This is a genomic window from Planctomonas psychrotolerans (genome assembly GCF_008642235.1).
GTDB lineage: Bacteria > Actinomycetota > Actinomycetes > Actinomycetales > Microbacteriaceae > Planctomonas > Planctomonas psychrotolerans.
On record NZ_SJEV01000001.1, the window covers coordinates 943,822 to 970,004 of the forward strand.

The following is a 26,183-nucleotide window of genomic DNA, read 5'->3' on the forward strand; positions in this document are numbered from 1 at the left end:
CGCTCAGTGGGTTCCGGCACTCGGTCGTGCCAGGGGTCAGCGGTGTCGGGGGTCAGTAGGTGACGTAGGCGAAGCGTCGGGAGTCCGGCGCCCAGCTCGACACGTTGATCGTGCCTTGGCCCCCGTTGAACGAGTCGATGTCTCGAATCTCGAGCGACTCGGGGTCGAGCGCGCGCAGGATCACATCGTGGTCGGCCGGATGACCGAGCGTGCCGGGCGGGAAGCTGATGTACACGACACGCGATCCGTCCGGTGAGGGATGCGGGAACCAGTTCACCCGCTCATCGTCGGTGAGCTGGCGCAGGCCGGAACCGTCGAGGTTCATCCGGAACACCTGCGAGTGTCCGGGAGTGCTCGACCCCCGCTCGGAGTTGAACCAGATCGTCTCCCCGTCGGGGCCGAACTCCGCACCATCGTCGGGGAACGCATCGTCGGTCAGCTGGGTGTCGGCCGTGCCGTCGACCCGGATCGTGTACACGTTCGTCGTCCAGTCGCCGGAGTCGTCGAGTCCGCCGCCGATGTAACTGAGGGTGCGCCCATCGGGCGAGATGCCGTGCAGGTAATGCTTGAACCGGCGGTCCTCCGGGTGCGCACTGGTGATGCGGCGCGACGAGCCGCCATCCCGCGGCACCTCGTAGAGGTGTCCGTCGTGCGCGGACACGTAGAAGAACCGGCCATCCGGGGAGATCACGTGGTCGTTGTTGATCCCGGGCACATCCCCAAGGTCGACGGGTAGCAGGTCGTCGACCGAGAAACCGGGCGGGGGCGAGGCCGGCAGCCGGAACAACCCGCCGTCGGCGTTCACGAACAGCTCTTCACCATCGGGCGACCAGTTCGGCGCTTCGAAGTGCAGCGTGTCGGATTCGAGCAGCGTGCGCGTGGCACCCGTATCGAATTCGGCGATGACGAGACGCGCGACCATGAGTTCCCCTCCATGCCGCACGAGGGTGCGGCGGCGTGAAGAGCCTACCGACGGGCGAGCCGTGGATGCAGCGGCCGGTGCGACGCCGGAGCGCCGTCGGGAGCGGTGCCCTTCACCGGAACAGGATGGCCTGCGACCGTCGGTACCCCGTCGCGGCCAGCGTACCAAACAGACCCGCATGGCCGAGCAGCACGACGACGGCCAGTGGAACGGGGTGCGTTGCGATGCCGATCGAGGCGTTGGTGAGCGCCGTCCACGCACCGGTGGGCAGGTAGACCGATATGGCGGACCACGGCTCACCGCCCGTGGAACCGCCGCTGAACAATCCGCCCAGGAACGACAGCGGGAGGTACACGAGATTCGCAAGTCCCAGTGCGCCCCGAACCGGGAACCAGTACCCCATCGCGAGACCCATCAGCCCCATCGGCACCGCTCCGGCCAGGATCGCGGCGAGGATGCCCGGGACGGTGCGGGGATCGACCTCCACTCTCCCAACGACCGTGCCCACCACGATCACCGGCACCACGAAGAGCGCCGAGAAGATGCACGCGACCGCCAATCGCGCGGCGAGTCTCGTGCTCGCGCGTACGGGAACCGAGAACAGCCAGCGCTCCCAGGCGCTCTGGCGGGTCACGGCGACGCCGACCCCGAACTGGAAGGTGACGGTTCCGAGCACGGAGAAGAGCACGAAGCCCACCAGCACCGCGAGGCGATGATCGCCCGAGCCACCGCCCGGAAGTCCGACCAGGAGGTAGAGCAGCACGGGGTAGGCGAAGAGGGGCAGGTAGAACGAGGGCGTGCGCAGATACTGGAGCAGTTCCGCGACCACGTGCCGGCGAAGGATCCTCATCGCTCGCGCTCCCCGCTCATCGCCACGATGCGTTCGAAGACGTCGCCGATGCCCGCTTCCCGGATCGTGAGCCCGGGGTTCACCGCGCACTCCAGCAGGCGTCGAGCCGCGTCATCCGAGCGCGGTGTGTCGATGCGCCAGCGCCCCGGCACGGTCACGTCCCGCTGCGCCTCCATCCCCGCCGACTCGCACAGCAATCGCACCCGATGCTCCGGCAGGGTGCTGCGGAAGAACAGCGAGCGGTAGCCGGCGAGCGCGCGGAAATCATCGGCGGACCACTGGCCGAGCACCCGGCCGGAGTCGAGGCACAGGATGCGGTCCGCGAGTCGCTCGACCTCGTGCATGTCGTGGGACGCCAGCAGCACGGTCGTACCCGAATCGCGCAGCCGCTGGATCGTCGCCGTGACGAACCGCTGGCCGTACACGTCGAGCGACGCCGACGGCTCGTCGAGCACGATCAGAGGGGTGCTGCTCGCCACCGCGCAGGCGAGCGCGAGGCGCTTGGCCTGTCCGCCGCTCAGTCCCCCGGTCTGCCGATCCGCGATGTCGTTCAGCTCGAACGTGGTGATGGCATCCGGCACCTTCAGCGCATCCGGGTAGTGCGCGAGCCACAGCGTCAGCACCTCACGGGAGGTGAGGTAGTCGGGGAAGTCGACCGCCTGCGGCATCAGCGATACCAGCGATGTGCTGGCCCCGCCCCGGGCGACCGGATGCCCGAACACCGATGCCACGCCCGCATCCGCTCGGCGCGTGGCCGTGAGGATGTCGATGGCGGTGGTCTTGCCGGAGCCGTTCGGCCCGAGGAGTGCGTGCACCAGTCCGGGGTCGAGCCGGAAGGAGGCATCGGCGAGCGCGGTGGTCGGTCCGAAGAGCTTGGTCACACCCCGGAACTCGGCGGCCGGGGCACCGGGCAGAGGCTTCCCCCGGGAGGTCGCGCCGCCGGGTCTCACGGCCGTCCCGCGTCGGATCCGGCCGCGGACTCGGAACCGGCACCGGCACCGGCACCGGCTCCCGCACCGGCACTGGCCCCGGCACCGGCACCGAACGAGAACGCGTAGAGGGCCGACTGGGTGACCCCGTCGAGTGCCAGTGTGTCGTCGACCTCATGGTCGAGGAACCCGACCCAGCCGAGCGAGGGCATACCGAGTGCGGTCGCCACGAGCCCCGCGTTCTGCGCCACGTGTCCCGCTTCGAACAGGCTGAGGCGGTACCCCCGCAAGCCGTACTTGTAGCGTGCCCGCTCGAAGCTCGCGGTGATGAACAGGGTCACCGGCGAGGAACCGGCCACCTGCGACATGAGCGAGGGTGTCGCCCGTGCCAGAGCCTCGAGCTGATCCGCTCCGCCACCCGGACAACGGTCGACCAGCGACCGGTCGAGCGGGTCCAGCTGGTAGATCCCGGGCGGAAGGCCGCGCACGTCGCGAACCGCGACGTAGAGGTCGAGCGGATAGAGCGCGCCACCCGACGGAACGTACCGGCGACCGGGGGTGTCCGGTCGCTCGCAGTACGCGTAGTGCACCACGGTGGCCACCTGGTCGAGAGTCGGCGAGCCGATCACCTCCTCCGGGGCCCACGACATCCGTCGGTCGAGCACGGCGCCGAGAGCACCCGGCAGCGGCAACGCCGGGGGCAGCGGGATGCGCGGGTGAAGCCCCGGTGCACTGGTGGGCTCGCCCAGTCCGCCCGTCTCCGCGGACACGAGCTGCAGGAATCGCACGTCGGTCCAGCCGGTGTGGGTGATGCGCGTGATCTTCGAGGCCTCGTGATAGTTCTCGGCGAGGTCGTCGGTACCGCGGTCGATGACGCTGCCCGCACTGAATACGGGGCCGATGCTGTGGTCGATCATGGTCTCCCTCAGGGGAAAGGGTGCGGAAGGGGATTGAGGGATTCGGGATGCGGGTGCCGCGCATCCCGCAGCGACGGGCTCCCGAGGAATCGCGCATCGTGCAGCACGTCGAGCGGTACGAGGTCGGGGCTGAGAGCGCGCACGACGGAGAACCCCGCGGCCGCGACCTCGTCGCTCGTGAGGTCGACCAGGTACAGACGAATCCCCCGCGAAGCAGCGGTGCCCACGACCGTCGGCCAGTGCACACGGGGAAGGGACACGACCCGTCGCGCGGAATCGTCCAGCGCGGCGGAGTAGTGCCGGGCACTCGGCCGCGCATGGAAGGCGACGTGGTGCGCGAACTCGGTGATCGCCTCCGGCGCGATCGGCGGATCGGCGAGCAGTCGGAGGCACCAGTTGTGCGTGTGGATGGCCTCGCGCACCGCATTGAGCGCCGCGCGGTCGGCGTCGATATCGGCTGCGCAGCCGAGGGCGACACCGGTGATGCCGCTGCGCAGCACGGCGAGCAGCACCGGGATGCCGAGGGGAGAGGGCAGCACCCGCAAGGAGAAGACCGCGCCGAAGCGGGAGCACGTGCGCTCCAGTCGGCGCAGCTGCTCCACCGCCGTCCGGGACAGCGCCGCAGACGACGTCTGCGTCGGCGGCGGATCCCACTCGAGCCTCGGCGGGTGGTCGTTCAGCAACCACGTGCGCTGGAACGCATCCCGCTCGGCCAGCTCGAGGATGGCGCGCTTGGCGGCGAAGGGGAAGGTCGGCCCCGCGGCGACCCCGGAGGACGTCGCCGTCTCGTAGTGCGGCTCGCACATCCGTTCACCATCGAGGCCGACAGGATGGGGGTCCGCGAAGAGCACCATCTGGGCGGGGAGGAGAACCGGCTCACCCGAGTGCACGTCGATACCCTCGACCCAGTCGATCACGTCCCCGTCGCGCACCCGCTCGAAGCGGAAGCCCGGTTGCCGGTACTGCGAATCGGCGAAGCGGGAGAAGACACTCGGTGGCACCTGGCGGAGCGCCGTCCCGCGACGGATGCGCCCGACCGCCTGTCGAGCGCTCGGTCGGGCATCGGCGAGCGCGAACCGCTCGACGGCCTCACCGATGCATGCCCGGCGAGCTGCCTCCGGGGTGTCGCCCGGGCCCATGCTGAAGGGATCCGTTGCGGTCCCGGTGAGGAAACCGGCATCAGCGGTGCGGGCCGAGTACAGGGTGTCGGGGATCGAGTCGGGCGTGAACGACATCGGGCGCACGTACTGGACCAGTCCGGTGAACCTGCTCACCACGTCGGTCACGTCTACTCCCCGCGCACCGTCGACCACCGGTGCACCATCGACTCCCCACGCACCGTCGACCACCGGCGCGCCGCCGACGCGCGCCCCGTCGGTCGCCCGCGTGCCGGTCAGGCCCGCCACGGATACACCTCGCCGGCAGTCGGCCCGCACGCGGTGCACCTCGCCACCCGGAACACCGGATGCGCTCCGGCCTCGAAGACCTTCGGCTCGTAGACGAGCAAGTTGCTCGCCACGAGCCAGTCGTGGCCGTACAGCCAGCGCACCGCGTAACGCAGGGCGAAGCCGAGCACCGTGGCGTCGAGACTGGCGTCACGTCGACCGGGTCGTGCCGCGCCGCTCACCGCGGCGTAACGGTCCGGGAAGGCGGTGGTCGACGCCCAGCGCGAATTCGCGCACTCGAAGCAGGCGCTCACCCCGGGAACGATGACCGGTCCTATCCGCTGGAAGCGGCCGTCGAAGGACGGGACGGGAAGCCACCGCTGACGGGCGCCGATCGCCCGCCGATTGAACTCGGTGAGGAATGCCGGCGAGGCGAACGCCAGCACGAGATCGGCGCTTTCGGGATCCACCCGGGTCACCGTCGGGAAGGCGGCGAGCACGGCGTCGAGCAGCGGTACGTCGGTGTCGCCCACGATCCCGATCCGTCCGACGGCGGACGGTGCGAGCGGGTCGCCGATCGCCGAGCGGTCACCGCCGTTGCGTTCCGCCTCGTCGAGCGGAACGCTCAGATCGGCAGAAGCGCCCGATGTCGGCACCACCACCTTCCGCTCGATGAGCCGGTCGATCAGCTGCACCACGGCCGAGGCATCGGCGGGGAACTCCCGCCGCAGGTCGCCGGCCGTGAACGCACCGGCGAGAAGACCCCGCAGACGTGTCCGGTGCGCTGAACCCAGTCCGATCGTGAGCAGTTCCCGACCGCCGAGGAGGTAGAGGGAATCCTCCACCTCCCCCGCGGTGAAGCGGGGACTCACCGCGTAGGCGGGCGAGTCGAGCATGGCCGCGAGCTATCTCGGCTGCTGCCTGCCGCCACCCGAGCTGCAGGTACAGCAGGTGCTGCAGCACAGTGAGACGTCGCCCATCACGGTCTCGAACTCGCGCCCGAGGTGCTCGAACGGATAGGGAAAGGTGTCGATCGTCTCCGCGTCGAGAACCAAGGTGCCGATCGCCTCGGCATCGATCGCTTCGGTGTCGATCGGTTCGGAGTCGACCGGAACCGCTGCAGGTGAGCTTGTCCGGTCGAGCAGAAGTGGTGTCATGAGACCTCCTTGAGAGTGACTGAATACCGCTTTTATAGCAGGTGCTTTTACGCCCTAGTCAAGGGGATGGTGCGGATCTGTGGAGAACTTCTCGCGAGGCACGCCCTGACGAACGAAGTGGCCGGTGCACCGACGAATCGATGCCCCGGCCACTCGACGGCCGATCGGCCGGACGGGATGCTGCTGCGGCTTACTGCAGGGTGGCGACCTTCGGATCCCAGTCCTCGGGCAGCGCGGGCGAGGGCTCGAAGCTGCTCGCCACCTCGACGAAGGAGCCCGACTCGACCGACTCCGCGATCGACACCATGGTGTCGAGCACGTGCAGAGCGGATGCGCCGGACGCGCGATGGGGTCGGCCCTCGCGGATCGCCTGCGCCATCTCCAGGGCACCGGTTCCCCGGGTGGAGGTGTGGCCGACGGCCGGAATCACCGTGGGCTCCTCACCGGCACCGTAGACGAGGATGTCTCCGTCGAAGTTGTTCGGATCGGGGAAGACGATCGTTCCCTCGGTACCCGCGATCTCGACGACCCCGGTGCGGCGCAGCTTGGAGTCGAAGCTGAACACGGCCTGTCCGGACTGGCCGGACTCGAACTGGAGCAGCGCGCCGACGTGGCTCGGGACCGTCACGTCGAAGGACTCCCCCGCCTTCGGCCCGGAACCGATCACGCGCGACGCACGAGAGGTGGAGCCGAGGCCGGCGACGCGGGCGAACGGCCCGAGCGTGTGCGCCAGCGCGGTGAGGTAATACACTCCCACGTCGAACATCGGTCCGGCACCCTCCTGGAAGAGGAAGGCGGGGTTGGGGTGCCAGCTCTCAGGCCCGGGCGACTGGAACAGGGCGAGCGCCGTGAGCGGAGTGCCGATGTCTCCGCGGGCGATGATGCGGAACGCCGTCTGCAGGCCCGCTCCGAGGAAGGTGTCGGGTGCGCAACCGACGCGGACGCCTGCCGCCTCGGCGGCATCGAGCAGCTGGGCGCCGCTCTCGCGGTCCAGGGAGATGGGCTTCTCGCTCCACAGGTGCTTGCCCGCGGCGATGACGCGCAGCCCGACCTCCACGTGCACGACCGGGATGGTCAGGTTCACCACCAGCTCGATGTCCGGGTGAGCAAGGAGTTCGTCGACCGATCCACCGGCGGGCACGCCATGCTTCTCGGCCTGGGCCTTGGCGCGGGGCTCGTCGAGGTCGGCGACGAACAGCACCTTGAGGTCGGGGAAGCTCGTCAGGTTTTCGAGATAGGTGTCGCTGATGACGCCGGCGCCGATGAGGCCGACTCCGACGGGGGACGTGGGGGTGCTCACTTCGAGTTCAGTCCGTTCAGGTAGGTGTAGCTGTCGGCGACGGCATCGAAGACGTCTCCGGTGAAGTCATCGAGTTCGACCACCGCGAGGGCGTGCGGTGCCGCGGCCAGGATGTCGACGACGGGCATCCGGCCCGAGCCGACCGCCACCTGCTCCTTGTCGTCCTTGGTCAGCGGCCCATCCTTGATGTGCATGAACTGCACGCGCCGACCGAGGCGGGCGAGCAGCGGCAGGACGTCCTCGCCACCGACGGCCGCCCAATAGGTGTCGAGCTCCAGCGAAACCGAGTCGTCGAGCGAGTCGGCCAGCACCTCGAGGGCGGAGACGCCGTCGATGCGGTTCTCCAACTCGAACGCGTGATTGTGGTATCCCACCGTGAGGCCGTGCTCGGCGGCTTCCTTGGCGAGGGCGTTCAGGTCGGCCGCGATGCCGGCCACATCATCGCGGGTGGTCCACCGTGCATCGTCGATGTGGGGGTCGATCACGGTCTCGACGCCGATGGAGCGTGCCGCCGCGAAGATGCGGGCGGTGTCCTGGCCGACCAGGCGGGCGTGGGCGGTGGGCGCGGTCAAACCTGCAGCGGGGAGTTCGGCGACGTAGGCGTCGGCGTTGTCCACGAAGTTGAAGAGCTCGACGCGGGTGTAGCCGATCCCCGCGATGCGCTGCAGCGTTCCGGGAAGGTCCGCGGCGATGTGCTCGCGCACCGAATAGAGCTGCACGGAAAGGTCTCTGTGGGACACGGTTCTCCTCAGTGAAAACGTCGGCCCGAGCAGCACGCCCGGGCGTGGGCCGTATGGTCCACCACTATCTAATCAGACTTAAGAATGTTCCCCCGGGGCGCGAGTAGGCGCACCGGGCAGGCCCTAGGAGCCCGCCGGTGCCTGTGCTTCACTGAGTCGAGGCGAGCATCGGGCACCGCAATGGCATCCGGTTGCGAGCCTCGACGTGCCCGTCCTCGACGAAGGAAGTCCGCCATGACGATTCCCGCTCCCCGCACCCCCGATCTCCGTTCCGCGCCCGTGCTCCGCTGGGGCGTGCTCGCCCCCGGTGGGATCGCCCGTGACTGGGTCGCGTCGGTCGCCGCGTCGACCGGGCAACGCGTCACGGCCGTGGGATCGCGGTCGGCCGACCGTGCGCGGGCGTTCGCGGCGGACTTCGGCGTGGAGCGGGCGCACGGGACGTACGAGGATCTCGTCGCCGACGACGACGTCGACATCGTCTACATCGCCGCGCCGCACAGCGAGCACACCCGTCTCGCCCTCCTCGCGATCGCGGCGGGGAAGCACGTGCTCGTCGAGAAGCCGCTCGCCACGTCCGCGGCGGAGGCGACGGAGATCGCCACGGCCGCCCGCGGTGCGGGGGTGTTCGCCATGGAGGCGATGTGGACCCGATTTCTGCCCCAGACCGACATCGTCCGCCAGCTGATCGAGAACGGCGACCTCGGTCGGCTCGGTCTCGTGACGGCTGACTTCGGATCCGTCGCCACCGCCGACCCCGCCCACCGCATCAACGACCCCGCACTCGGCGGCGGTGCGCTGCTCGACCTCGGCGTCTACCCCGTGTCGTTCGCCCACTTCGCCCTCGGCCGTCCCGAACGGGTGACCGCACGCGGATCGCTCACCCCCACCGGTGTGGATGCGCAGTCCGCTCTCGTCCTCGACGCGGCGGACGGGGCGCAGGCCCTGCTCAGCACGTCCCTTCGAGCCCGCACGCCGTCCGCGGCGGCCGTCTACGGCGACGCCGGATCGGTCGCCGTTCATCCGTCCTTCTGGGGACCGAGTGGCGTGACGGTCAGCCTCGCCAACCGGGACCCGGAGACGTGGATCGACCCGTCGGGCATGGTCGGCCGCGACGCCCTGTGCGTCTCGGCGGTGGCTGCCGCGATCGCCATCGCCGAGGGTCGCACGGAGCATCCGCTGCACACCCTCTCCGACGCCATCGAGGTGCTCGAATCCATCGACGAGGCCCGGAGCCAGCTCGGCGCCTCCTGACGCGCCGGAGTCGTCGCACGCTCACCGGCACGCCGCAATGCGGCGCACGAAGAGTCCGCGGTGTCACGTACGCTGAATCCCGTGACCGACCTGATGCTGACCTTCCCGTGGGAGGAGGAGGACCAGGTCCCGGCGTACACACCGCCCCACGTATCGCGCATCGTCGCCCACTCCACCGATCGCGTCGGCTGGATGCGGGCGCGCAGCAGGGGAATCACCGCGACCGACGTGGCGCGCCTGTCGTCGCCGGCGGCCATCGACGCGGTGGCCCACGAGAAGCTGCACGGCTCGCGCTTCGGCGGCAACGCGTACACCGATCACGGTCGGGTGCGCGAGCCGGAGATCGCCCGCTGGGTGAAGTCGGAGCACGACATCGACGCGAGCGCCGCCCTGTTCCACGCGCACGGGCAGCGCCGCCACCTCGCCACCCCCGACGGCGTCGGGGTGCGGGCCGGTTCCCTCGTCCTCGCCGAGATCAAGACCACGAACAAGGAGTGGCGGTCCATTCCCCGCTCCTACCTTCGGCAGGTCTGGTGGCAGCAGTACGTGCTGGGGGCGGAGCGCACCCTGCTGGTCTGGGAACGCCACATCGACTTCGTGCCCCTCGGCGGCGAGCCCCACCACCGCTGGATCGATCGCGATGACGCGGAGATCGACCGCCTGGTTCAGCTCGCGAACACGCTCATCTCCGTGCTGCACCGCGAGGCGAACGCCCTGCGCCGCTGACGCCCTGCGCCGCTGACGCCCACGGCCGGCCCGCTGCCGATCACGTTCCCGGCACGGTGCGAGCGCATCCTCGGGTACCGGATTGTTAGCGGACGGGGAACACCGCCGTAACCGGGTGGAATCATTGCCCGGCTTGACTGGGGACATGACGATGAGCCCCGTGATGCGTGCCGCCGCCATCGATTCCACCGGTGGACCCGACATGCTCCGGGTGATCGATGTGGCGTCACCACGACGCGTGAACGCCGAAGTGCTGGTCAAGGTCGTCGCGGCGGGAGTCTCTCCGCTCGATGCGCGGATGCGTGCGGGATCCCGGTACCCGGCGTCGCTCGAATCGTTCCCCGCGGCACTCGGCTACGACTTCAGCGGCATCGTCACCGAAGTGCCCTACGACGCGCACCCGCTGTCGCCGGGCGACGAGGTGTTCGGCCTGACCGCGGTGCCGCGCGGCACCGGGAGCTACGCCGAGTACGTGTCAGTGCCGAGCACCAGCATCGCCCGCAAACCGACCCGCCTGTCGCACGTCGAAGCGTCCGCGGTGCCCCTCGCGGCCCTCACGGCGTGGGGCATGGCCATCGACGTGGGCAAGGCGCATTCCGGCCAGGTGGTGCTCGTGCACGCCGGAGCCGGTGGTGTGGGACACCTGGCGGTGCAGTTCGCGGCGCACTTCGGCGCCCACGTGATCGCCACCGGGTCCTCGGAGAACGCGAGTTGGCTGCGCGAACTCGGAGCGGTCGAGGTGATCGACTACACCACCACGCGGTTCGAGGACGTGGCCGTGGACGTCGACCTGGTGATCGATCTCGTCGGCAACGCGACGGACGCTACGTCGACCCGGTCGCTATCAGTGCTGAGGCACGGCGGACTCCTCGTCACCGCCCTCCCCGACGAGTGGACCACGATGGCGGATGACGCGGCGAACGCGGGCGTGCGCGCCACCGGCTTCGCGGTCGCGCCCGACGGTCAGACGCTGGCGATGATCTCCCGCCTGCTCGAGTCGGGCGACGTGCACGTCTACGTGAGCGACGTGTTCGACCTCGCCGAGGCCGCGGCAGCCCATTCGGCGGTGGAGGCCGGTCATACCCGCGGGAAGATCGTGCTCAAGGTCTGCGACGGCTGACGCCGAGGCACAGCCCCCGACGCTCTACAGCCGGCGCTCGAGCACGTGGTCGGACTGCTTCTCCGGGCCGACGAAGAACGTCTTCGACCCGACGATGCGGAAGCCGCTCTTGGTGTAGAACCGGATGGCGCGCTGATTCTGCTGGTTGACGCCGAGCCACACGCCCGACGCACCGCGGTCCCGGGCCGCGTCGAGGGTGGACGCCATCAGCGTCGCCGCGACGCCTCCACCGTGGTGGGTTTCGAGCACGTAGACCTTGCTGAGCTCCACCGCGGGACGCAGGGAGATCGCCGTGGCCACATCCTCGTCGGCGGGGTCCCCGAAGACGAGCATGGTGTAGCCCACCGCGGTGCCTTTCACATCGGCCACCAGCAGCTGTCGCGCCGGGTCGCGGAGGTACCGGTCGAAGCACTCCTCGGAGAGGTTCTCCTCGATGAACTGCTCGATGGCCGAGGACGCCGTTCCGGGCGGGCAGGCGAGAGCGAAGGTGAGGCCCGCCAACCGCGCGATGCGGGCGGTGTCATCCGGCGAGGCCGTAACGATCCGCGGCTCTGTCATGCGGTCAGCTTAACGCCGAAGGCCAGGACCGCCGTAGCGACCCTGACCTTCGGAAACGAGCGACGTACTAGGAGATGGCGTTGACGTCCACCGGGATGCCGGGGCCGAACGTCGTCGACACGGTGCCCTTCTGGATGTAGCGCCCCTTCGCCGAGCTCGGCTTGAGACGAACGACCTCTTCGAGAGCCGCGGAGATGTTCGCGCTGAGCTGCTCGGGAGCGAAGCTCGCCTTGCCCACCACGAAGTGCACGTTCGCGTGCTTGTCGACGCGGAACTCGATCTTTCCACCCTTGATGTCCGACACGGCCTTCGCGGCGTCGGGCGTCACGGTGCCGGTCTTCGGGTTGGGCATGAGGCCACGGGGGCCGAGCACCTTACCGAGACGACCGACCTTGCCCATGAGCTCCGGCGTGGAGACGGCGGCGTCGAACGAGGTGTACCCGCCCGCGACCTTCTCGATGAGCTCGTCGCCACCGACCTCGTCGGCACCGGCGGCCAGCGCGGCCTCGGCGGCCGGTCCGGTCGCGAACACGATGACGCGGGCGGTCTTACCCGTGCCGTGCGGCAGGATGACGGTGCCACGCACCATCTGGTCCGCCTTGCGGGGGTCGACGCCGAGCTTCAGCGCGACCTCGACGGTGGAGTCGACCTTCGCCGACCCGGTCTCCTTCGCGAGGCCCACGGCCTCGGCGGGCGTGTAGAACCGGCCCTCTTCGATCTTCTCTGCTGCGGCCCGGTAGGCCTTGGACTTCGTTGCCATGAATGCTTCTCCTGATTCGAGAGTGTGGTTGCTGAGCCAGGCTGGCTCTCCCACGATGTGCTGGGGGCTCCGGCCGTGTGCGGCGGAACCCGGGAGGGCTACGCCTCGACGGTGATCCCCATCGAACGAGCGGTGCCCGCGATGATCTTCGAGGCGGCCTCGATGTCGTTCGCGTTGAGGTCGGACTGCTTCTGCTCGGCGATCTCGCGAACCTGCTCGCGGGTGAGCTTGGCGACCTTGACGGTGTGCGGGGTGGACGAACCCTTCGCCACGCCTGCGGCCTTCTTGATGAGCTCGGCGGCCGGGGGCGTCTTCAGGATGAACGTGAACGAGCGGTCCTCGTACACCGTGATCTCGACGGGGATGACGTTGCCGCGCTGCGACTCGGTCTGGGCGTTGTAGGCCTTGCAGAACTCCATGATGTTCACGCCGTGCTGACCCAGCGCCGGACCGATCGGCGGCGCGGGGTTGGCGGCGCCGGCGTTGATCTGAAGCTTGATCAGACCCGTTACCTTCTTCTTCGGTGCCATTGTTCTTCCTTCTTATTCATCTCGAGCGTCCGGATGGGACGCGCTCCCGCAGTATCCGGCGAATCCGGATCGCGGTGGTCTCTAAAGCTTGGTGACCTGATCGAAGCTGAGCTCGACCGGGGTCTCGCGCTCGAAGAGGGAGACGAGCACCGTGAGCTTGCCGCTCTCGGGCTTGATCTCGCTGATCGAGCCGGGGAGGCCGGCGAACGATCCCTCCTTGATGGTGATGGTCTCGCCGATCTCGAAGTCGATCTCGGCGGGGATGACGCGCTGGGCGGACTTGCCGGCCTTTCCGCCGCCGGACTTGGCGACGGGGGTGTCGACGATCTCCACCAGGCTCTTCAGCATGGAGAAGGCCTCCTCGAACCGCAGCGGCGTGGGGTTGTGGGCGTTGCCCACGAATCCGGTGACACCGGGCGTGTGACGCACGACCGACCAGCTGTCCTCGTTGAGGCTCAGGCGCACGAGCACGTATCCGGGGATGCGCACGCGGTTGACCATCTTGCGCTGGCCGTTCTTGATCTCGACGACGTCCTCCATGGGGACCTCGATCTGGTAGATGTAGTCCTCCATGTTCATCGAGACGATGCGGTTCTCGATGTTGGACTTCACCCGGCGCTCGAACCCGGCGTAGGAGTGGATGACGTACCACTTGCCCGGCTTTGACCGCAGCTCGGTCTTGAACGCCTCGTAGGGGTCGACCTCGGCCGGCTCCTCGATCGCGTCGGCGTCATCGCCGAGCACGTCGACGTTCACGTCTTCGCCGGTGTAGGGGGTGACCTCGTCGGTCTGCTCCTCGGCCTCGAGCTGCGCTTCTTCCTCAGCCTCGTCCTCGGTCGCTTCCACGCTGGCCTCGGCCTCGTCGAGGGAGTCGATGTCGAGCGCGTCGTCGACGATCGCGTCGGCCTCGGGGTCCTTCGCCAGCTCGGCGGCGTCGAGTGCGGCGTCCAGATCCATCTCGATGCTTCCGCCCTCGACGATGTGGATCGCCCCGTGCTCGGCGGACTCCGACGCTTCGCCGTCGGCGGTCTGCAGGTCGCCTTCCTGCTCCTCTTCCACCTCGGAGGATTGCTCTGCCGCGGTGGCGAGATCGATGTCGTCGCGATGTGACTTAGCCACTAAATCTTCTTCCCTTGTGCATGGTGTGCGCTTCTGCGTCGTGCGCGCTGGTGTATCCGGCTGTGTGCGAGGCGCTCGGCTCCCGCGCGTGCGTGCCCGGTGGAGTGGTGCTGTCGGGTCCTACTGGGCCCCGGTGATGTTGCCATCACCGAAGACCAGGATCGTGACGTAACCGAACACGGTGTCGAGCCCGGAGACGAACGCCATCATCACGATCACGAACACGAGCACCACGCCCGTGAAGTTGAGGAGCTCTTTCCGAGTGGGGGTGACGACCTTCTTGAGTTCGCCGATCACCTGGCGGATGAACAGCGCGAGCCGCCCGAACGGATTGCGCTTCTCAGCGCTCTCCTTCTTGGCATTCGCGACGATTTCCTCGCTTGGCTCGTCGACGATCTTTCGCGCCACGCGTTCACCCTTCTGAGCTTTCGACCGCATCCGAAATCCGGATCGTCGTGGGATGGACTCGCGCGGAATCCCGTGCGAATCATCTTGCAGGGCGGACAGGACTTGAACCTGCAACCTGCGGTTTTGGAGACCGCTGCTCTACCAATTGAGCCACCGCCCTATGGAAGCGAAGAACCACAGCTTCGCCAGGAGTTACCGCTCGGGGAACGCCACCCTTCACGAAAAAGGGCGCAGAAAAGCTTGGCCGACTTCACCAACCCGAGCAAGTCTAGGTGACACCCCATGGACTGTAAAGTTGGGGCCCTCGCGGCATCGACCCGGCCCCCGGTCCGGACGGGGTAACCGCCCTATGCTCGTAGGCATGGGTCTTACGCAGAACAGAATCTCCGCGCGCGTCGGCTCGATCGCCGAGTCGGCCACGCTCAAGGTGGATGCCAAAGCGAAGGCGCTGCAGGCCAAGGGCCGCCCGGTGATCAGTTTCGCCGCCGGGGAACCTGATTTCCCCACCCCCGACTACGTGGTGGAAGCAGCGGCGGCTGCGGCGCGGGAACCGCGCAATCACCGGTACACGCCAGCGGCCGGTCTGCCCGACCTGCGGGAGGCGATTGCCGCGAAGACGCTGCGCGACAGCGGTCTCGAGGTGCCGGCATCCCGCGTGGTCGTCACGAACGGCGGCAAACAGGCGGTGTACCAGGCGTTCGCCACCCTGCTCGACCCGGGCGACGAGGTACTCGTGCCCACCCCCTACTGGACCACCTACCCCGAGGCCATCCGGCTGGCCGGCGGCGTGCCCGTGGAGGTGTTCGCCGACTCGGAGCAGGACTACCTGGTCACGGTGGAGCAACTGGAGGCGGCGCGCACGCCGCGTACCAAGGTGCTCCTGTTCGTCTCGCCCTCCAACCCCACGGGAGCGGTGTTCTCGCCCGAGCAGACGGCGGCGATCGGCACCTGGGCAGAGGAGAACGGCCTCTGGGTGATCAGCGACGAGATCTACCAGAACCTCACCTACGACGGCGTGCGGGCCGTGTCGATCGTCGAGGCCGTACCCGCCCTGGCCGATCGCACCATCCTCGTCAACGGGGTGGCGAAGACCTACGCGATGACGGGCTGGCGGGTGGGCTGGATGGTCGGACCCGCGGACGTCATCGCGGCGGCGGGCAACCTGCAGTCGCACCTGTCGTCGAACGTCGCCAACGTGTCGCAACGTGCCGCCATCGCCGCGCTGAACGGACCGCAGAGCACCGTGGACGACATGCGCGCGGCATTCGACCGCCGGCGCAGCACCATCGTGTCGGAGCTGAACAAGATTGACGGCATCGTCACCCCCACCCCGAAGGGCGCCTTCTACGTCTATCCCGACGTGCGCGGCCTCTTCGAGCGGGACATCGACGGCGTACGACCCACGACATCCCTCGAGGTGGCGGAACTGCTGCTCGAGAAGGCGGAGGTCGCTGCGGTGCCCGGCGAGGCGTTCGGGCCGAGCGGGTACCTGCGCTTCTCCTACGCCCTCGGCGACGACGCCCTTCTGGAGGGCGTCCAGCGCCTGCAGCGCCTCCTCGCCTGACGCGCCGCCTCCCCGTCACGGTCGCGTCGCGCCGCCTCGCGGTCACGGTCGCGTCGCGCCGCCCTTTCGGTCGATCGCCCGCGTATCAACGGGGGCGATTGAGGAAAACCGCAGGCGCCTACGAACGAAACGGCGGCGTTCGGCCGGAGCGGCCGCGTGTCCTGTCATCCCTTCAACACACCGTCCCCCTTTTAGGCTCGCGGATGCTGCGGACACGCGCGCACGGCACGCCACCCGCATCGGGTCGGAACACCCGCGGCAAGGGGCAGGACCGGCGCGTCGCGCTCCATCGACGGCACGGACCCGTAGGTCGCGCGTTGCCGCGGTCGCTGAGCCTGTCGAAGCGACGCAAGCCGCACGAAGCGTCCCCGGTCACGGTCGTTGAGCCTGTCGAAACGACGCAAGCCGCACGAAGCGTCCCTTCGACAAGCTCAGGGACCGTGGCGCGCGTTGCGCCGCCCGGCTCTGTCACGGTCGCTGAGCCTGTCGAAACGACGCAAGCCGCACGAAGCGTCCCTTCGACAAGCTCAGGGACCGTGGCGCGCGTTGCGCCGCCCGGCTCTGTCACGGTCGCTGAGCCTGTCGAAACGACGTAAGCCGCACGGAGAGTCCCTTCGACAAGCTCAGGGACCGTGGGGGTGCGCCGACACGCCGCTCGCCTCCCGACGCGCGGATACTGCGGATGCGCGCGCACGGCACACCACCCGCGCGAAGCCGAAGGGCCCGCGGCAGTGGGTTGGACCGGCGGGTCGCGCTCGCGTCCCTTCGACAAGCTCAGGGACCGTGGGTCCAGTGACGCGGAGGAGGAGCGACTGGGAATGCGGTGGGTGACGGGTAACGGATGGAGCACGCCTGCGGCGCCATCCCGGGCCGAGTCGCGGAGTCATAACGAAGACGCCCCGAGGCGCCCGATCGCCGGTGCACCGTGCCTACCGTGGAGAAGCGGCACCGAGCCGTACCGGCCCGCCTCCCCCGGAGGTCGCGCCGGCCCACCTGCAAGAGGAGCTCGCCATGAACACCGTCATGCACCCCGAGAACCGTCATCACCGGACCGGCCGCCTCGCAATGCTCGCCGCGGTACCGGTGCTCGCCCTGGGCCTGACCGGATGCGCACAGGACACCGCCGGACCCGAGGAGGGCGCGACCGTCGAAGACGTGCAGGAGCTCGATGAGAACGATGCCGCCATCGAGGATGAGATCACGGAGAACTACGACGGCTTCTACAACCAGGACCTGTACGACCAGTACGACGAGTACGAGGGTGAAACCGTCACCGTGTCCGCGACGGTGAACGAGATCCTGTCGCCCGACGTCTTCACGATCGCGGGAACCGACGACACCACCGTCGACGCCCTCCCGGTGCTGCACACCGACGAGGTGGACGGGCTCATCGAGGGCACCGACGTGCGCGTCACCGGAACCGCGATGGTGGAGCTGGACATCGCCGAGATCGAGGAGCGGACGGGCATCGTGCTCGACCCCGACACCTTCGGCGACTGGGAGGGCCAGCCGTACCTCGACGCCACCACCGTCGACGCCTCGGTCGACTACGAAGAGGAGTAACGCACCCCTCGGCAGTCAGGTGCCCGACGCCATCCTCGCCGACGGGTGCGAGAGCGCGATCGGGCACCTCACCGGATGCCCCGCGGCGAGAGGCGGCTAGAGGGTGAGGCCGACGAGGAGGGGTTCCGGGGTGAGGAGGATGCCGTACTCCGCCACCACGCGGCCCTGCACGTAGCGGGCGAGCTCGGCGATGTCTTCCCCCGTCGCCCCTCCGGTGTTGGTCAGCGCGAGAGTGTGCTTGCTGGAGATCGCCGCCGCCGAACCGGGCAGCCGGAACCCGCGCCGCACACCGGCGTTCTCGATCAGCCAGGCCGCGCTCAGCTTCACCGCTCCGTCCGCCTCCGCCACCTCGGCCCGCACGTCGCGCACGGCGTCTTCGATGACGGACGCATCGGTGAAGGATCCGGTGAGCGGGATGACGCGATCGGCCGGTTCCGGCGAGACCGGCCACCGGGGAGCGGTCGCGGGAAGCGTGCGGGCGACGTGCTCCGGCACGATGGGGTTGGTGAAGAACGAGCCGGCACTCCACGTGTCGGTGTCGCCGTCATCCAGCACCATGCCCTTGGACCCGCGCAGGTCGAGCACCGTGCGGCGCACCTCGCCGAGCGGCACGCGAGCGCCCAGGGGAACCCCGAGCGCGTCGGCCAGTTGCGCGTAGGCGACGGGCGAACTGAGCGCCGCGCCGCCGTTCTCCCCCGCGCCGCCGGCGTCCGTCAGCGCGAACTCGACCGCCACCACGACGCCGCGTCGACCGCGCTTGAATACCGAGGTGCGGTAGCCCAGCGCCAGTTCGTCCGCCGGGAGCGCCGCGCGCTCACCGGTCTCGTAGTCGACGAAATCCACCGCAATCAGGGTCGCCGACAGTTCCTGCCCGTACGCGCCGATGTTCTGGATGGGCGATGCACCGGTGGAGCCCGGAATGCCCGACAACGCCTCGAGCCCCGCCCAGCCCTGCTCGACGGTGTACGCCACGAGTTCGTCCCACGGTTCGCCCGCCTGCACTCGGATGCGCACCGTGCCGGGCTCGGACGGCAGTCGTTCCACGCCACGGGTGGCGAGGTGCAGCACGGTGCCGTCGAAGCCGTCGTCGGACACCACGAGATTCGAGCCGCCGCCGAGCACGAGCCAGTCCTCGCCCGAGGACCACACGGCATCGAGCGTGTCGGCGAGGGCGTCGGTGTCGCGGACGGTGATCAGCTGGTAGGCCGGTCCGCCCACGCGCATGGTGGTGAGGGTGGAGAGGGGTGCGCTCGGCATGGGGTCAGGCCAGGCTCACGCGCACCTGGGCACGGCCCAGCACGGTGGCGTCGTTGCTGCTCGCCGTGAGATCGATGCGCGCCGTGCGCGCCTCGCCGTCGAGCTGGCCCACCTTCGCCACGACGGTCACCGTCGCGCCGTCGGCCGGATCGACCACGACCGGGCGGGTGAAGCGCACGCCGTAGTCGACCATGCGGCCCGGGTCGCCCAGCCAGTCGATCACGGGCTGCACCGCGAGTCCCATGGTGAGCATGCCGTGCGCCAGCACTCCCGGGAGGCCCACGCTCGCGGCGACATCGTCGCGGTAGTGGATCGGATTGAAGTCTCCGGACGCGCCCGCGTACCGCACCAGAGCGTCCCGGGTCAGGTGCACGGAGGTGTCGGCGACCACCTCGCCCACCGTGAGCGTGTCGAACTCGGGCGTGGCGGTCATGCGTCGTCTCCCCGGATGACGAGAGTGGATGTGGCGGTGACCACGTGGGCGTCGGACGCGTCGACGATGGTCGACTCGGCCGTCACCATCGCGTTGCCGCCGAGGCTCTTGAGGCTCGTCACGGTGAGCGTCGCGCGCAGCTCGTCACCCGCCACGATCGGGCGCGAGTACGCGAAGCGCTGCTCGCCGTGCACCACCCGCGAGAAGTCGATGCCCGCGTCGGGTTCCCCGAGCAACTGGGCCAGAGTCTGTTCCTGCACCACGACCGCGAAGGTGGGCGGCGCGACGACATCGGCGTACCCGGCCTCGCGGGCGGCCTCCGGGTCGAGGAACGTCGGATGCGAGGCGAACACCGCGCGAGCGAACTCGCGGATCTTCTCCCGCCCCACGAGGTATGGACTCGTCTGCGGGAAGACCCGCCCCTGAAGTTCTGGGTTCACTGGCACCGGTCAAGCCTAACCGCGGGAAACGACCCGCTCGCCGAAGAACCGAAGCGCCGGGGCGCCGAAACGGGGGGACGCTCCGTTCCCCAGCGTCAGGTCATCGACGAGGCGCGTTACCGCCGACGGGCTGCTGCCGTCATCCGGCGGCGCGCGACGCTGCCACGGCGAGCGCCTCGTCGAGTACGACGCCGAGATTCGCCGGGTCGTGCGCGAACCTGCCGAGGAACAGGCCGTCCACGCTGGTCAGGCGGAGGAACAGTCCCGGCCCCGCGCTGCCGCCGTAGAGCACGTCGAAGGATCCCGCACCGCGCTCGCGCAAACGGTCGCGCAGCGCGCTCACCACGTCGTCCACGTACGCCGGCTCGGCGGGTTCGGCGGCGCCGATCGCCCACACGGGCTCGTAGGCGAGCACGATCGCGGGAGCACCGGCCGTATCCCCCTGCGTGTCCGCGTCGACCCGCGCCGAGAGCACCTGGTCGGCGCACACGCGCGCGGCGGAATCGGCGTCCGTGCGGGTGCCCTCCCCGATGCAGAGCAGCGGCGACATCCCCGCGGCGAGTACGGCCCGGGTCTTCCGCGCGACGACGGCGTCGTCCTCCCCGTACAGAGCGCGCCGTTCGGCGTGACCGATCTCGACGAGCCGCACACCGAGCTCCGCGAGCATGCCCGCGCTCACCTCGCCGGTGAGGGCGCCGTCGCCATCGCTGCAGTTCTGCGCACCCAGCCACACCGGGGTGTCGGCGAGGATGCGGCGCGCACTCTCCAGCACGGGGAACGACGGTGCCACGAAGAGCGCCGTTCGTGCGTCATCGGCCAACGCCGGTCGCGCTGCCACGACCTCGGCGACCCGCTCGAGCCAGGTGACGCTCGCGGCGTAGCCGAGGTACATCTTCGTGCTGACGCCCACGTAGGTGAGCCCCGTCGCTCCCATCGGTCAGGCGACCGGATCGTTCGGGAGCGACGGGACCCGGACCGTCATCGGGACTGTTCTTCCTCGACGAGGGTGGAGGCCTGGTCGGCTGACGACGTCTCGTAGGAGCCGATCGCGTCCACCTTCTCGGCGGAGGACGAGGTCGGGTCGAACGTGTAGCTGAGCCACTCGGTCACGAGCTTCTTGGCGAGTTCGAGGCCGACGACGCGCTGGCCCATCGCGAGCACCTGCGCGTTGTTGCTGAGCACCGAACGCTCGACCGAGTAGCTGTCGTGCGCGGTCACCGCGCGGATGCCGGGGACCTTGTTGGCCGAGATCGCCACTCCGAGGCCGGTACCGCAGATCAGGAGCGCCCGGTCGGCGTCTCCCGCAGCCACCTTGCGCGCCGCGGTCACGGCGACGTGCGGGTACGCGGTCTTGTCGTCGCTCCCCACCCCGACGTCGTCCACCGAGGCGACCCGCTCATCCTTCTCCAGCAAAGCCTTCAGGGCGTTCTTGTACTCGACACCGGCCTCGTCGTTTCCGACGACGATTCGTAGTCCTTCGGTCATGGTCATGCTCCTTCTGTGCTGTCGAACGGATAAGTCTGTGCGAGTCCCTCGGTGATGAGACCGAAGGAGACGGCGCCCGGATCCGGGTGCCCGATGCTCTTCTCGGCGAGCGGTCTGGCGCGGCCCTTCTTCGGCCGGAGCGATGCCGTGTCGTTCGCGGCTGCGGTGGCCGCAGCAGCCGCTGCGGTCAGGGCCTCGGCGACGGATGACCCGTCACCCACCCGGGACGCGAAGGTCTCGGCGAAGGGCAGCAACGCGTCGACCATGGTCTTGTCTCCCGGTTCGGCCTTGCCGAGCTCGGTGATGGCGGAGGAGAACGCGGTGACCGCGGCGGAGGCGCTCGCGGCGTCGTACGAGTCACGGTTGCCGAGGCTCTCGCCGACGGCGATGAGTGCGGTTCCCCACAGGGCGCCCGATGTGCCGCCTGCCTTCTCGCTCCAGGCCTCTCCGGCCCGGATGAGCACGTTGCGCACGCCGGTGCCGGTGGCCTCGGCGGCCGCGTCGGCGGCGGCATCCACGCCACGGCGCATGCCGATACCGTGGTCGCCGTCGCCCGCGATGGAGTCGAGCTTGCCGAGAGATTCCTCGTGCTCGATGATCACCCGGCGCACCGTCTCCAGGGCGCCGGAGGCGGCGCGACCGAGGCGGATGGCCTCGTCGGTGCCCTGCTCCGTCTCGGTGTCCGACTCGACGAGCTGCGTCAGGTCGCGGTGGGCGCGCGGCACCGAACTCCCCTTGCGGTACGCGGGGGTGTCCACGGGAGCGGACCAGTACTCGGCCAGCTCGTCATCGAGCCAGAGCAACGTGAGCGAGACGCCCGACATGTCGAGGCTCGTGACCAGTTCACCGCATTCCGGTTCCACGATCTCGAGCCCGGCGGCGGTCAGCTGCGACTCGATGCGACCGTAGAGCAGGAAGAGCTCGTCGTACTTGACGGTGCCGAGACCGTTGACGATGGCGACCACCCTCGACCCCGCGTCATCGGGCTTGTCCTCGAGCAGGCTGCTGACGAGCAGCTCCGCCAGTTCGGACGCGGTGGGGAGGTCGCGTTCGTAGATGCCGGGCTCACCGTGGATGCCGAGCCCCACCGACATCTGACCCTCCGGCACGGTGAACAGCGGCTCGGTCGCTCCGGGCAGCGTGCAGCCCGCGAACGCGACGCCGAGCGAGCGGGTGCGGTAGTTGGTCTTCTGCGCCAGGCGCTCCACCTCGTCGAGGGAGAGTCCGGCGTCTGCGGCAGCACCGGCGACCTTGAACACGGTGAGGTCGCCGGCGATCCCGCGGCGCTTCTCGATCTGGTCGAGCGGGGCGCTCGCGATGTCGTCCGTCACCACGACGGTGCGGGTCTCGATGCCCTCGGCGTTCAGCCGGAGCTGCGCCTGTCCGAAGTGCAGAACGTCACCGGCGTAGTTGCCGTAACTGAGCAGCACTCCCCCGCCCATCGACGCCGCCTTGGCGACCCGGTAGATCTGACCGGCCGCGGGCGACGCGAACATGTTGCCGCAGGCCGCTGCGGCGGCGAGGCCGGTGCCGACCAGGCCGGCGAACGCCGGGTAGTGACCGGAACCTCCGCCGATGACGAGCGCGACCTGATCCTCGGTCATCTCCGTCGACCGGACGACTCCGCCGTCGACCCGAGCGACGTACTGACGGTTGGCGGCGACGAAGCCGTCGAGGGCATCATCGGCGAAAGCGGCGGGATCGTCGAAAAGTGAAGTCATGGAACCTCATCCAATCAGAAGGAGCGGGCGGCGTGAGGTTCGAGCGTGCCCCACACCTTCGTGGCGATGCGCACGTCCTACAAAGATCATGCTTCCCCCAGGGTGTGTCAAACGGGTCGGTGCTCGGTGCGGCCCTCGGCATCGGCGAGCGCCCGGGCCTTCACGCCGTCGAGGTGGGCGACCATCGCGTCCCGTGCGCCGGCCGGGTCGTCGCGCTCGAAGGCGGCGAGGATCTCGGCGTGTTCGCCGATGGCCCACTCCGCGTCGGTCACGCCCAGTTCCCCGAAGAACCGGAACCGCTGGATCTGACCGCCGAGTGCGTTGTAGGCCGAGAGGAGAAACTGGTTGCCGGCAGTCTCGGCGATGAGGCGGTGGAAGCGTTCGTCCGCCTCCCAGTAGTCGCGGAATTCGGCGAAGGACGCGCCCCGCGGTGCGCTCCGCAGGTCGTCGATCGACCGGGCGAGCTCGCGGACGAGATCCGGCGTGCTGCGCTCGCAGGCTCGGTAGGCGTTCGCGGGCTCCACCACCAGGCGGGCATCCATGAGCTCGCCGAGTTCGTCCCGGTTGAACAAGGGGGCCACCCGGTACCCCTTGAGAGCCACGCGACGCACCATCCCGGTGGCCTCGAGTCGCGCCAACGACTCGCGCACCGGGGTGGGCGACACGTTCAGGTCGCGAGCCACCCCGTCGATGCTGATCACGGCGCCCGCTTCGAGCCTGCCGTCCATCAGTGATGCGAGGATCTCCTCGTACACACGGTCGGAAAGCACGAGGCGGCTCACCGCGCGGGGCTTCCGGGCACTGTCGGGCATGCTGCACACCCTATAAGGGTGCGCCTGACCGTCCCCGGCCGCAGGTTTCCTGAAGAATCCGGGTGAGCTGGGCAGACCCGGAGCGAGGTGCCTAGGTTGGGAGGCATGAAGTTTTCAGAGGGCGACCGGGTCAGTTGGGCCACGTCGCAGGGACGCACTCAGGGCAAGATCGTCGAGCAGAAGACGAAGGACTTCACGTTCTCCGGCCAGAAGTTCACGGCGAGCGAGGACGAGCCCGCCTACATCGTGCAGAGCGAGAAGACCGACGCCAAGGCGGCGCACAAAGGAAGCGCGCTCCGCAAGCTGAAGAACTAGCGTGACGCCGAGCGGCTTTCCGCCCGTCGATTCGCGCCCATCCGCTTCGGCGGTTCGGCCCGCCCGATGACGCCCTCGGATTCGATCGGGGCAGCGGCGACAGCGAGCGCAGGGATCGCGGCCGCGGGGAGCGGGGCTGCGGACGGTGACCTTGGCGGGTTGGCGGGTCTCGCAGTGGACGTGATCGACGCGCTCGGCGCACCGGGCGTCGGCGCCATGACCCTCCTGGAAACGGTGTTCCCACCCATCCCCAGCGAGGTGGTGCTGCCCCTCGCCGGGTTCGTCGTGCAGCAGGGCGACATGAACCTCGTCGCGGTACTCGCCGCCGCGACGCTCGGCGGGCTCCTCGGCGCCTATCTCCTCTACTACCTCGGCTACGCGCTCGGTGAGGAACGGGTCATCCGCTGGCTGTCGCATCTGCCCCTCGTCGACCGCGAGGACTTCGAACGGTCGGCCCACTGGTTCCATCGCCACGGCAGATCTGCCGTCTTCTTCGGTCGACTGATCCCCGGCGTGCGCAGCCTCATCTCGCTGCCGGCGGGGAGCGCGCGCATGGGCATCGGCGCCTTCACCGTGTTCACGGCGCTCGGGTCGCTGGTGTGGAACAGCCTGCTCGTGAGCCTCGGGATGCTTCTCGGCACGCAGTACCGGCTGATCGACCGCTATTCCGTCGTGCTCGATTACGCGGTGTACGCGGTGCTCACCGGCGTCGTCGTCTGGCTGATCGTGCGCCGAGTCCGACGCCGGTCCGCGGCCGGCTAGACCTCGCTGTTGGCGATCGCCTCGGCGTACTTGCGGATGTCCGGGCCCGGTTCGAAGTCGATGAAACGGCCCTCGAGGAGTTCGATCAGGCGGGCGAACGACTTCTCCCACGGTTGTCCGGCGAGTTCCTCGTTCGCCGTGTGCACGGCCTCCTGCAACACTCTGTCGGAGTCGGTCAGAATCTTCTCGCGGGCTTCGTCATTCCATCGGATTTCGCTCGTGTCCATGACTCGACGCTACGCGCACGACCCCGCGCGTGTAACCCCGGGAGCCGGAGCGACCGGGCGGCGGTAGGCGCGGCCGGATGTGCATCCCTCCGGGGAACGGATGCGCGTCCTACCCGAGAACGAAGAAAGCCCCAGGATGGCGAGATCCTGGGGCTTCCAGTAGCGGGAGCGGGACTTGAACCCGCGACACCACGATTATGAGCCGTGTGCTCTAACCACCTGAGCTACCCCGCCGCAAGACTTTCGTTCCTCCGGCCGCCCGAAACACAGGTCGGCCGGAACAAAGTCTGGGCCCCGACAGGGATTTGAACCCTGGACCTTCTCCTTACCATGGAGATGCTCTACCACTGAGCTATCGGGGCGTCGCCTGGAACCGCCCGCTAGCGGGCGCGACCGTGTGGCACCGTAAGAGGATAGCAGCCATTCGGAGCGTTCCTGCACGCGCATGACGCCGTGCGTCGCCGGACGCTCGACGCGCTGCGTCAGTGAATGCAGAACTCGTTGCCCTCGGGATCGGCCAGCACGTAGTGGTATTCGGGATACGGTCCCCACGATCCGTCGCTCTTGTGCTGCACCGTCGCCCCCAGCGCCACGACGCGGTCGACCTCGGCGTCCACCTCCATCGGCGACGCTCGGCGCCCGGGCGTGGCGGTGATGTCGAGATGCACCCGGTTCTTCACGACCTTGCCCTCGGGGACCTTCTGGAAGAACAGTCGAGGCGTCTCCCCCGTCGGGTCGATCGCCACCGAGCGCAGCGCGAGGTCGTCGTCGGTGAGCCCGCTGGCAAGGAGCGCCGCCCGCATGTCGTCGGGATACTCCCCCCGCGGGTAGCCGAGCACATCGCTCCAGAAGTGCGAGAGCGCCCGCGGATCCGCGCAGTCGAACACGATGTTGCCGATCTTCGATGCCATATCGCCTCCCGCAATCCGAGT

30 protein-coding genes and 3 tRNA genes are annotated in these 26,183 nt (G+C 69.1%); 7 read left to right on the forward strand and 26 right to left on the reverse strand.

Translation table 11 applies throughout. The features are described from left to right. Positions 1-52: 52 nt before the first annotated feature. The 9 genes from EY822_RS04100 to EY822_RS04140 form a co-directional block, all read right to left on the reverse strand. Positions 53-922 carry a TolB family protein gene (locus EY822_RS04100; protein ID WP_150307112.1) on the reverse strand — a complete coding sequence of 290 codons (870 nt, stop codon included), beginning with the start codon at positions 920-922 and terminating at the stop codon, positions 53-55. A 112-nt stretch (positions 923-1,034) separates the two neighbouring features. Beyond that, on the reverse strand, positions 1,035-1,772 hold the full coding sequence (locus tag EY822_RS04105) for an ABC transporter permease (RefSeq protein WP_150307113.1): 738 nt from the start codon (positions 1,770-1,772) through the stop codon (positions 1,035-1,037). Then, positions 1,769-2,653 carry an ABC transporter ATP-binding protein gene (locus EY822_RS04110; RefSeq protein WP_227497015.1) on the reverse strand — a complete coding sequence of 295 codons (885 nt, stop codon included), beginning with the start codon at positions 2,651-2,653 and terminating at the stop codon, positions 1,769-1,771. Before EY822_RS04110 ends, EY822_RS04105 begins: the two co-directional genes overlap by 4 nt. Before the next feature lie 65 nt (positions 2,654-2,718). Beyond that, positions 2,719-3,618: a SagB/ThcOx family dehydrogenase gene (locus tag EY822_RS04115; RefSeq protein WP_150307115.1), complete on the reverse strand. Its 900-nt coding sequence runs from the start codon at positions 3,616-3,618 to the stop codon at positions 2,719-2,721. An 8-nt stretch (positions 3,619-3,626) separates the two neighbouring features. Then, entirely contained in the window at positions 3,627-5,024 is a 1,398-nt protein-coding gene (locus tag EY822_RS04120; RefSeq protein WP_150307116.1) for a YcaO-like family protein, read from the reverse strand. Then, positions 5,012-5,899, reverse strand: a complete 888-nt coding sequence (locus EY822_RS04125) for a TOMM precursor leader peptide-binding protein (RefSeq protein WP_150307117.1) — start codon at positions 5,897-5,899, stop codon at positions 5,012-5,014. The genes EY822_RS04120 and EY822_RS04125 overlap by 13 nt, the downstream gene beginning before the upstream one ends. A 9-nt stretch (positions 5,900-5,908) precedes the next feature. After that, positions 5,909-6,160 (reverse strand): hypothetical protein, encoded by a 252-nt coding sequence (locus tag EY822_RS04130; protein WP_150307118.1) that lies wholly within the window; start codon positions 6,158-6,160, stop codon positions 5,909-5,911. A 190-nt stretch (positions 6,161-6,350) separates the two neighbouring features. Then, entirely contained in the window at positions 6,351-7,460 is a 1,110-nt protein-coding gene (locus EY822_RS04135; RefSeq protein WP_150307119.1) for a Gfo/Idh/MocA family protein, read from the reverse strand. Next, positions 7,457-8,200, reverse strand: a complete 744-nt coding sequence (locus tag EY822_RS04140; RefSeq protein WP_150307120.1) for a sugar phosphate isomerase/epimerase family protein — start codon at positions 8,198-8,200, stop codon at positions 7,457-7,459. The genes EY822_RS04135 and EY822_RS04140 overlap by 4 nt, the downstream gene beginning before the upstream one ends. 234 nt (positions 8,201-8,434) lie before the next feature. Here EY822_RS04140 and EY822_RS04145 point away from each other — a divergent pair, with 234 nt between their 5' ends. From EY822_RS04145 to EY822_RS04155, 3 genes are all read left to right on the forward strand, one after another. Further along, positions 8,435-9,451, forward strand: coding sequence for a Gfo/Idh/MocA family protein (locus EY822_RS04145; protein ID WP_150307121.1), 1,017 nt, complete (start codon positions 8,435-8,437; stop codon positions 9,449-9,451). A 93-nt stretch (positions 9,452-9,544) separates the two neighbouring features. Next, on the forward strand, positions 9,545-10,177 hold the full coding sequence (locus EY822_RS04150; RefSeq protein WP_150308749.1) for a YqaJ viral recombinase family protein: 633 nt from the start codon (positions 9,545-9,547) through the stop codon (positions 10,175-10,177). Positions 10,178-10,328: 151 nt separating this feature from the next. Then, positions 10,329-11,297 (forward strand): NADP-dependent oxidoreductase, encoded by a 969-nt coding sequence (locus EY822_RS04155; protein ID WP_150308750.1) that lies wholly within the window; start codon positions 10,329-10,331, stop codon positions 11,295-11,297. A 24-nt stretch (positions 11,298-11,321) separates the two neighbouring features. Here EY822_RS04155 and EY822_RS04160 read toward each other — a convergent pair whose 3' ends face one another. The 6 genes from EY822_RS04160 to EY822_RS04185 form a co-directional block, all read right to left on the reverse strand. Continuing rightward, on the reverse strand, positions 11,322-11,855 hold the full coding sequence (locus EY822_RS04160; RefSeq protein ID WP_150307122.1) for a GNAT family N-acetyltransferase: 534 nt from the start codon (positions 11,853-11,855) through the stop codon (positions 11,322-11,324). Between the two features lie 67 nt (positions 11,856-11,922). Next, a complete protein-coding gene (gene rplA, locus EY822_RS04165) occupies positions 11,923-12,615 on the reverse strand; it encodes a 50S ribosomal protein L1 (RefSeq protein ID WP_150307123.1) in 693 nt (230 codons plus the stop codon). Between the two features lie 98 nt (positions 12,616-12,713). Then, the gene (rplK, locus tag EY822_RS04170) at positions 12,714-13,145 is read right to left on the reverse strand and encodes a 50S ribosomal protein L11 (RefSeq protein WP_150307124.1); all 432 of its coding nucleotides are present in this window, start codon (positions 13,143-13,145) and stop codon (positions 12,714-12,716) included. Positions 13,146-13,226: 81 nt separating this feature from the next. After that, a complete protein-coding gene (gene nusG, locus EY822_RS04175) occupies positions 13,227-14,264 on the reverse strand; it encodes a transcription termination/antitermination protein NusG (protein ID WP_150307125.1) in 1,038 nt (345 codons plus the stop codon). 120 nt (positions 14,265-14,384) lie between these two features. Next, positions 14,385-14,672 carry a preprotein translocase subunit SecE gene (gene secE / locus EY822_RS04180; RefSeq protein ID WP_150307126.1) on the reverse strand — a complete coding sequence of 96 codons (288 nt, stop codon included), beginning with the start codon at positions 14,670-14,672 and terminating at the stop codon, positions 14,385-14,387. Between the two features lie 87 nt (positions 14,673-14,759). Then, positions 14,760-14,832 (reverse strand) — tRNA-Trp (locus EY822_RS04185). 201 nt (positions 14,833-15,033) lie between these two features. Here EY822_RS04185 and EY822_RS04190 point away from each other — a divergent pair. Further along, positions 15,034-16,236, forward strand: a complete 1,203-nt coding sequence (locus tag EY822_RS04190; RefSeq protein ID WP_150307127.1) for a pyridoxal phosphate-dependent aminotransferase — start codon at positions 15,034-15,036, stop codon at positions 16,234-16,236. A 1,011-nt stretch (positions 16,237-17,247) separates the two neighbouring features. Then, positions 17,248-17,799 carry a hypothetical protein gene (locus EY822_RS04195; protein WP_150307128.1) on the forward strand — a complete coding sequence of 184 codons (552 nt, stop codon included), beginning with the start codon at positions 17,248-17,250 and terminating at the stop codon, positions 17,797-17,799. Between the two features lie 96 nt (positions 17,800-17,895). On the opposite strand, the gene EY822_RS04200 is transcribed toward EY822_RS04195, so the two are convergent. The 7 genes from EY822_RS04200 to EY822_RS04230 form a co-directional block, all read right to left on the reverse strand. Next, positions 17,896-19,056, reverse strand: a complete 1,161-nt coding sequence (locus EY822_RS04200) for a UDP-N-acetylmuramate dehydrogenase (protein ID WP_150307129.1) — start codon at positions 19,054-19,056, stop codon at positions 17,896-17,898. Between the two features lie 4 nt (positions 19,057-19,060). Next, a complete protein-coding gene (locus tag EY822_RS04205) occupies positions 19,061-19,489 on the reverse strand; it encodes a MaoC family dehydratase (protein WP_150307130.1) in 429 nt (142 codons plus the stop codon). Then, on the reverse strand, positions 19,486-19,935 hold the full coding sequence (locus EY822_RS04210; RefSeq protein WP_150307131.1) for an FAS1-like dehydratase domain-containing protein: 450 nt from the start codon (positions 19,933-19,935) through the stop codon (positions 19,486-19,488). The genes EY822_RS04205 and EY822_RS04210 overlap by 4 nt, the downstream gene beginning before the upstream one ends. 133 nt (positions 19,936-20,068) lie before the next feature. Continuing rightward, the gene (locus EY822_RS04215) at positions 20,069-20,863 is read right to left on the reverse strand and encodes a triose-phosphate isomerase family protein (RefSeq protein WP_150307132.1); all 795 of its coding nucleotides are present in this window, start codon (positions 20,861-20,863) and stop codon (positions 20,069-20,071) included. Between the two features lie 44 nt (positions 20,864-20,907). Continuing rightward, positions 20,908-21,414: a ribose-5-phosphate isomerase gene (locus EY822_RS04220; protein ID WP_406609930.1), complete on the reverse strand. Its 507-nt coding sequence runs from the start codon at positions 21,412-21,414 to the stop codon at positions 20,908-20,910. A 2-nt stretch (positions 21,415-21,416) separates the two neighbouring features. Next, complete coding sequence (dhaL, locus tag EY822_RS04225) at positions 21,417-23,135, reverse strand: dihydroxyacetone kinase subunit DhaL (protein ID WP_150307134.1); 1,719 nt, start codon at positions 23,133-23,135, stop codon at positions 21,417-21,419. Positions 23,136-23,242: 107 nt separating this feature from the next. Then, a complete protein-coding gene (locus EY822_RS04230) occupies positions 23,243-23,947 on the reverse strand; it encodes a GntR family transcriptional regulator (RefSeq protein ID WP_150307135.1) in 705 nt (234 codons plus the stop codon). A gap of 105 nt (positions 23,948-24,052) precedes the next feature. On the opposite strand from EY822_RS04230, the gene EY822_RS04235 reads away from it, so the two are divergent. Continuing rightward, the gene (locus EY822_RS04235) at positions 24,053-24,262 is read left to right on the forward strand and encodes a hypervirulence associated TUDOR domain-containing protein (protein WP_227497016.1); all 210 of its coding nucleotides are present in this window, start codon (positions 24,053-24,055) and stop codon (positions 24,260-24,262) included. Positions 24,263-24,421: 159 nt separating this feature from the next. Next, complete coding sequence (locus EY822_RS04240) at positions 24,422-25,024, forward strand: DedA family protein (RefSeq protein WP_406609932.1); 603 nt, start codon at positions 24,422-24,424, stop codon at positions 25,022-25,024. Here EY822_RS04240 and EY822_RS04245 read toward each other — a convergent pair. The 4 genes from EY822_RS04245 to EY822_RS04260 form a co-directional block, all read right to left on the reverse strand. Continuing rightward, complete coding sequence (locus tag EY822_RS04245; RefSeq protein ID WP_150307138.1) at positions 25,021-25,251, reverse strand: hypothetical protein; 231 nt, start codon at positions 25,249-25,251, stop codon at positions 25,021-25,023. The genes EY822_RS04240 and EY822_RS04245 overlap by 4 nt on opposite strands. 160 nt (positions 25,252-25,411) lie before the next feature. After that, a tRNA-Met gene (locus EY822_RS04250) sits at positions 25,412-25,485 on the reverse strand. 56 nt (positions 25,486-25,541) lie between these two features. After that, positions 25,542-25,613 (reverse strand) — tRNA-Thr (locus EY822_RS04255). Positions 25,614-25,733: 120 nt separating this feature from the next. Next, positions 25,734-26,162: a VOC family protein gene (locus tag EY822_RS04260; protein WP_150307139.1), complete on the reverse strand. Its 429-nt coding sequence runs from the start codon at positions 26,160-26,162 to the stop codon at positions 25,734-25,736. Positions 26,163-26,183 lie beyond the last annotated feature (21 nt).

Coding starts and splice junctions, on each gene's coding strand:
- EY822_RS04100 (WP_150307112.1), bottom strand. CDS start 922: ATGGTCGCGCGTCTCGTCATCGCCGAATTCGATACGGGTGCCACGCGC.
- EY822_RS04105 (WP_150307113.1), bottom strand. CDS start 1,772: ATGAGGATCCTTCGCCGGCACGTGGTCGCGGAACTGCTCCAGTATCTG.
- EY822_RS04115 (WP_150307115.1), bottom strand. CDS start 3,618: ATGATCGACCACAGCATCGGCCCCGTATTCAGTGCGGGCAGCGTCATC.
- EY822_RS04125 (WP_150307117.1), bottom strand. CDS start 5,899: ATGCTCGACTCGCCCGCCTACGCGGTGAGTCCCCGCTTCACCGCGGGG.
- EY822_RS04130 (WP_150307118.1), bottom strand. CDS start 6,160: ATGACACCACTTCTGCTCGACCGGACAAGCTCACCTGCAGCGGTTCCG.
- EY822_RS04145 (WP_150307121.1), top strand. CDS start 8,435: ATGACGATTCCCGCTCCCCGCACCCCCGATCTCCGTTCCGCGCCCGTG.
- EY822_RS04150 (WP_150308749.1), top strand. CDS start 9,545: ATGCTGACCTTCCCGTGGGAGGAGGAGGACCAGGTCCCGGCGTACACA.
- EY822_RS04155 (WP_150308750.1), top strand. CDS start 10,329: ATGAGCCCCGTGATGCGTGCCGCCGCCATCGATTCCACCGGTGGACCC.
- EY822_RS04160 (WP_150307122.1), bottom strand. CDS start 11,855: ATGACAGAGCCGCGGATCGTTACGGCCTCGCCGGATGACACCGCCCGC.
- rplA (WP_150307123.1), bottom strand. CDS start 12,615: ATGGCAACGAAGTCCAAGGCCTACCGGGCCGCAGCAGAGAAGATCGAA.
- rplK (WP_150307124.1), bottom strand. CDS start 13,145: ATGGCACCGAAGAAGAAGGTAACGGGTCTGATCAAGCTTCAGATCAAC.
- EY822_RS04190 (WP_150307127.1), top strand. CDS start 15,034: ATGGGTCTTACGCAGAACAGAATCTCCGCGCGCGTCGGCTCGATCGCC.
- EY822_RS04195 (WP_150307128.1), top strand. CDS start 17,248: ATGAACACCGTCATGCACCCCGAGAACCGTCATCACCGGACCGGCCGC.
- EY822_RS04200 (WP_150307129.1), bottom strand. CDS start 19,056: ATGCCGAGCGCACCCCTCTCCACCCTCACCACCATGCGCGTGGGCGGA.
- EY822_RS04205 (WP_150307130.1), bottom strand. CDS start 19,489: ATGACCGCCACGCCCGAGTTCGACACGCTCACGGTGGGCGAGGTGGTC.
- EY822_RS04215 (WP_150307132.1), bottom strand. CDS start 20,863: ATGGGAGCGACGGGGCTCACCTACGTGGGCGTCAGCACGAAGATGTAC.
- EY822_RS04220 (WP_406609930.1), bottom strand. CDS start 21,414: ATGACCGAAGGACTACGAATCGTCGTCGGAAACGACGAGGCCGGTGTC.
- dhaL (WP_150307134.1), bottom strand. CDS start 23,135: ATGACTTCACTTTTCGACGATCCCGCCGCTTTCGCCGATGATGCCCTC.
- EY822_RS04230 (WP_150307135.1), bottom strand. CDS start 23,947: ATGCCCGACAGTGCCCGGAAGCCCCGCGCGGTGAGCCGCCTCGTGCTT.
- EY822_RS04235 (WP_227497016.1), top strand. CDS start 24,053: ATGAAGTTTTCAGAGGGCGACCGGGTCAGTTGGGCCACGTCGCAGGGA.
- EY822_RS04245 (WP_150307138.1), bottom strand. CDS start 25,251: ATGGACACGAGCGAAATCCGATGGAATGACGAAGCCCGCGAGAAGATT.
- EY822_RS04260 (WP_150307139.1), bottom strand. CDS start 26,162: ATGGCATCGAAGATCGGCAACATCGTGTTCGACTGCGCGGATCCGCGG.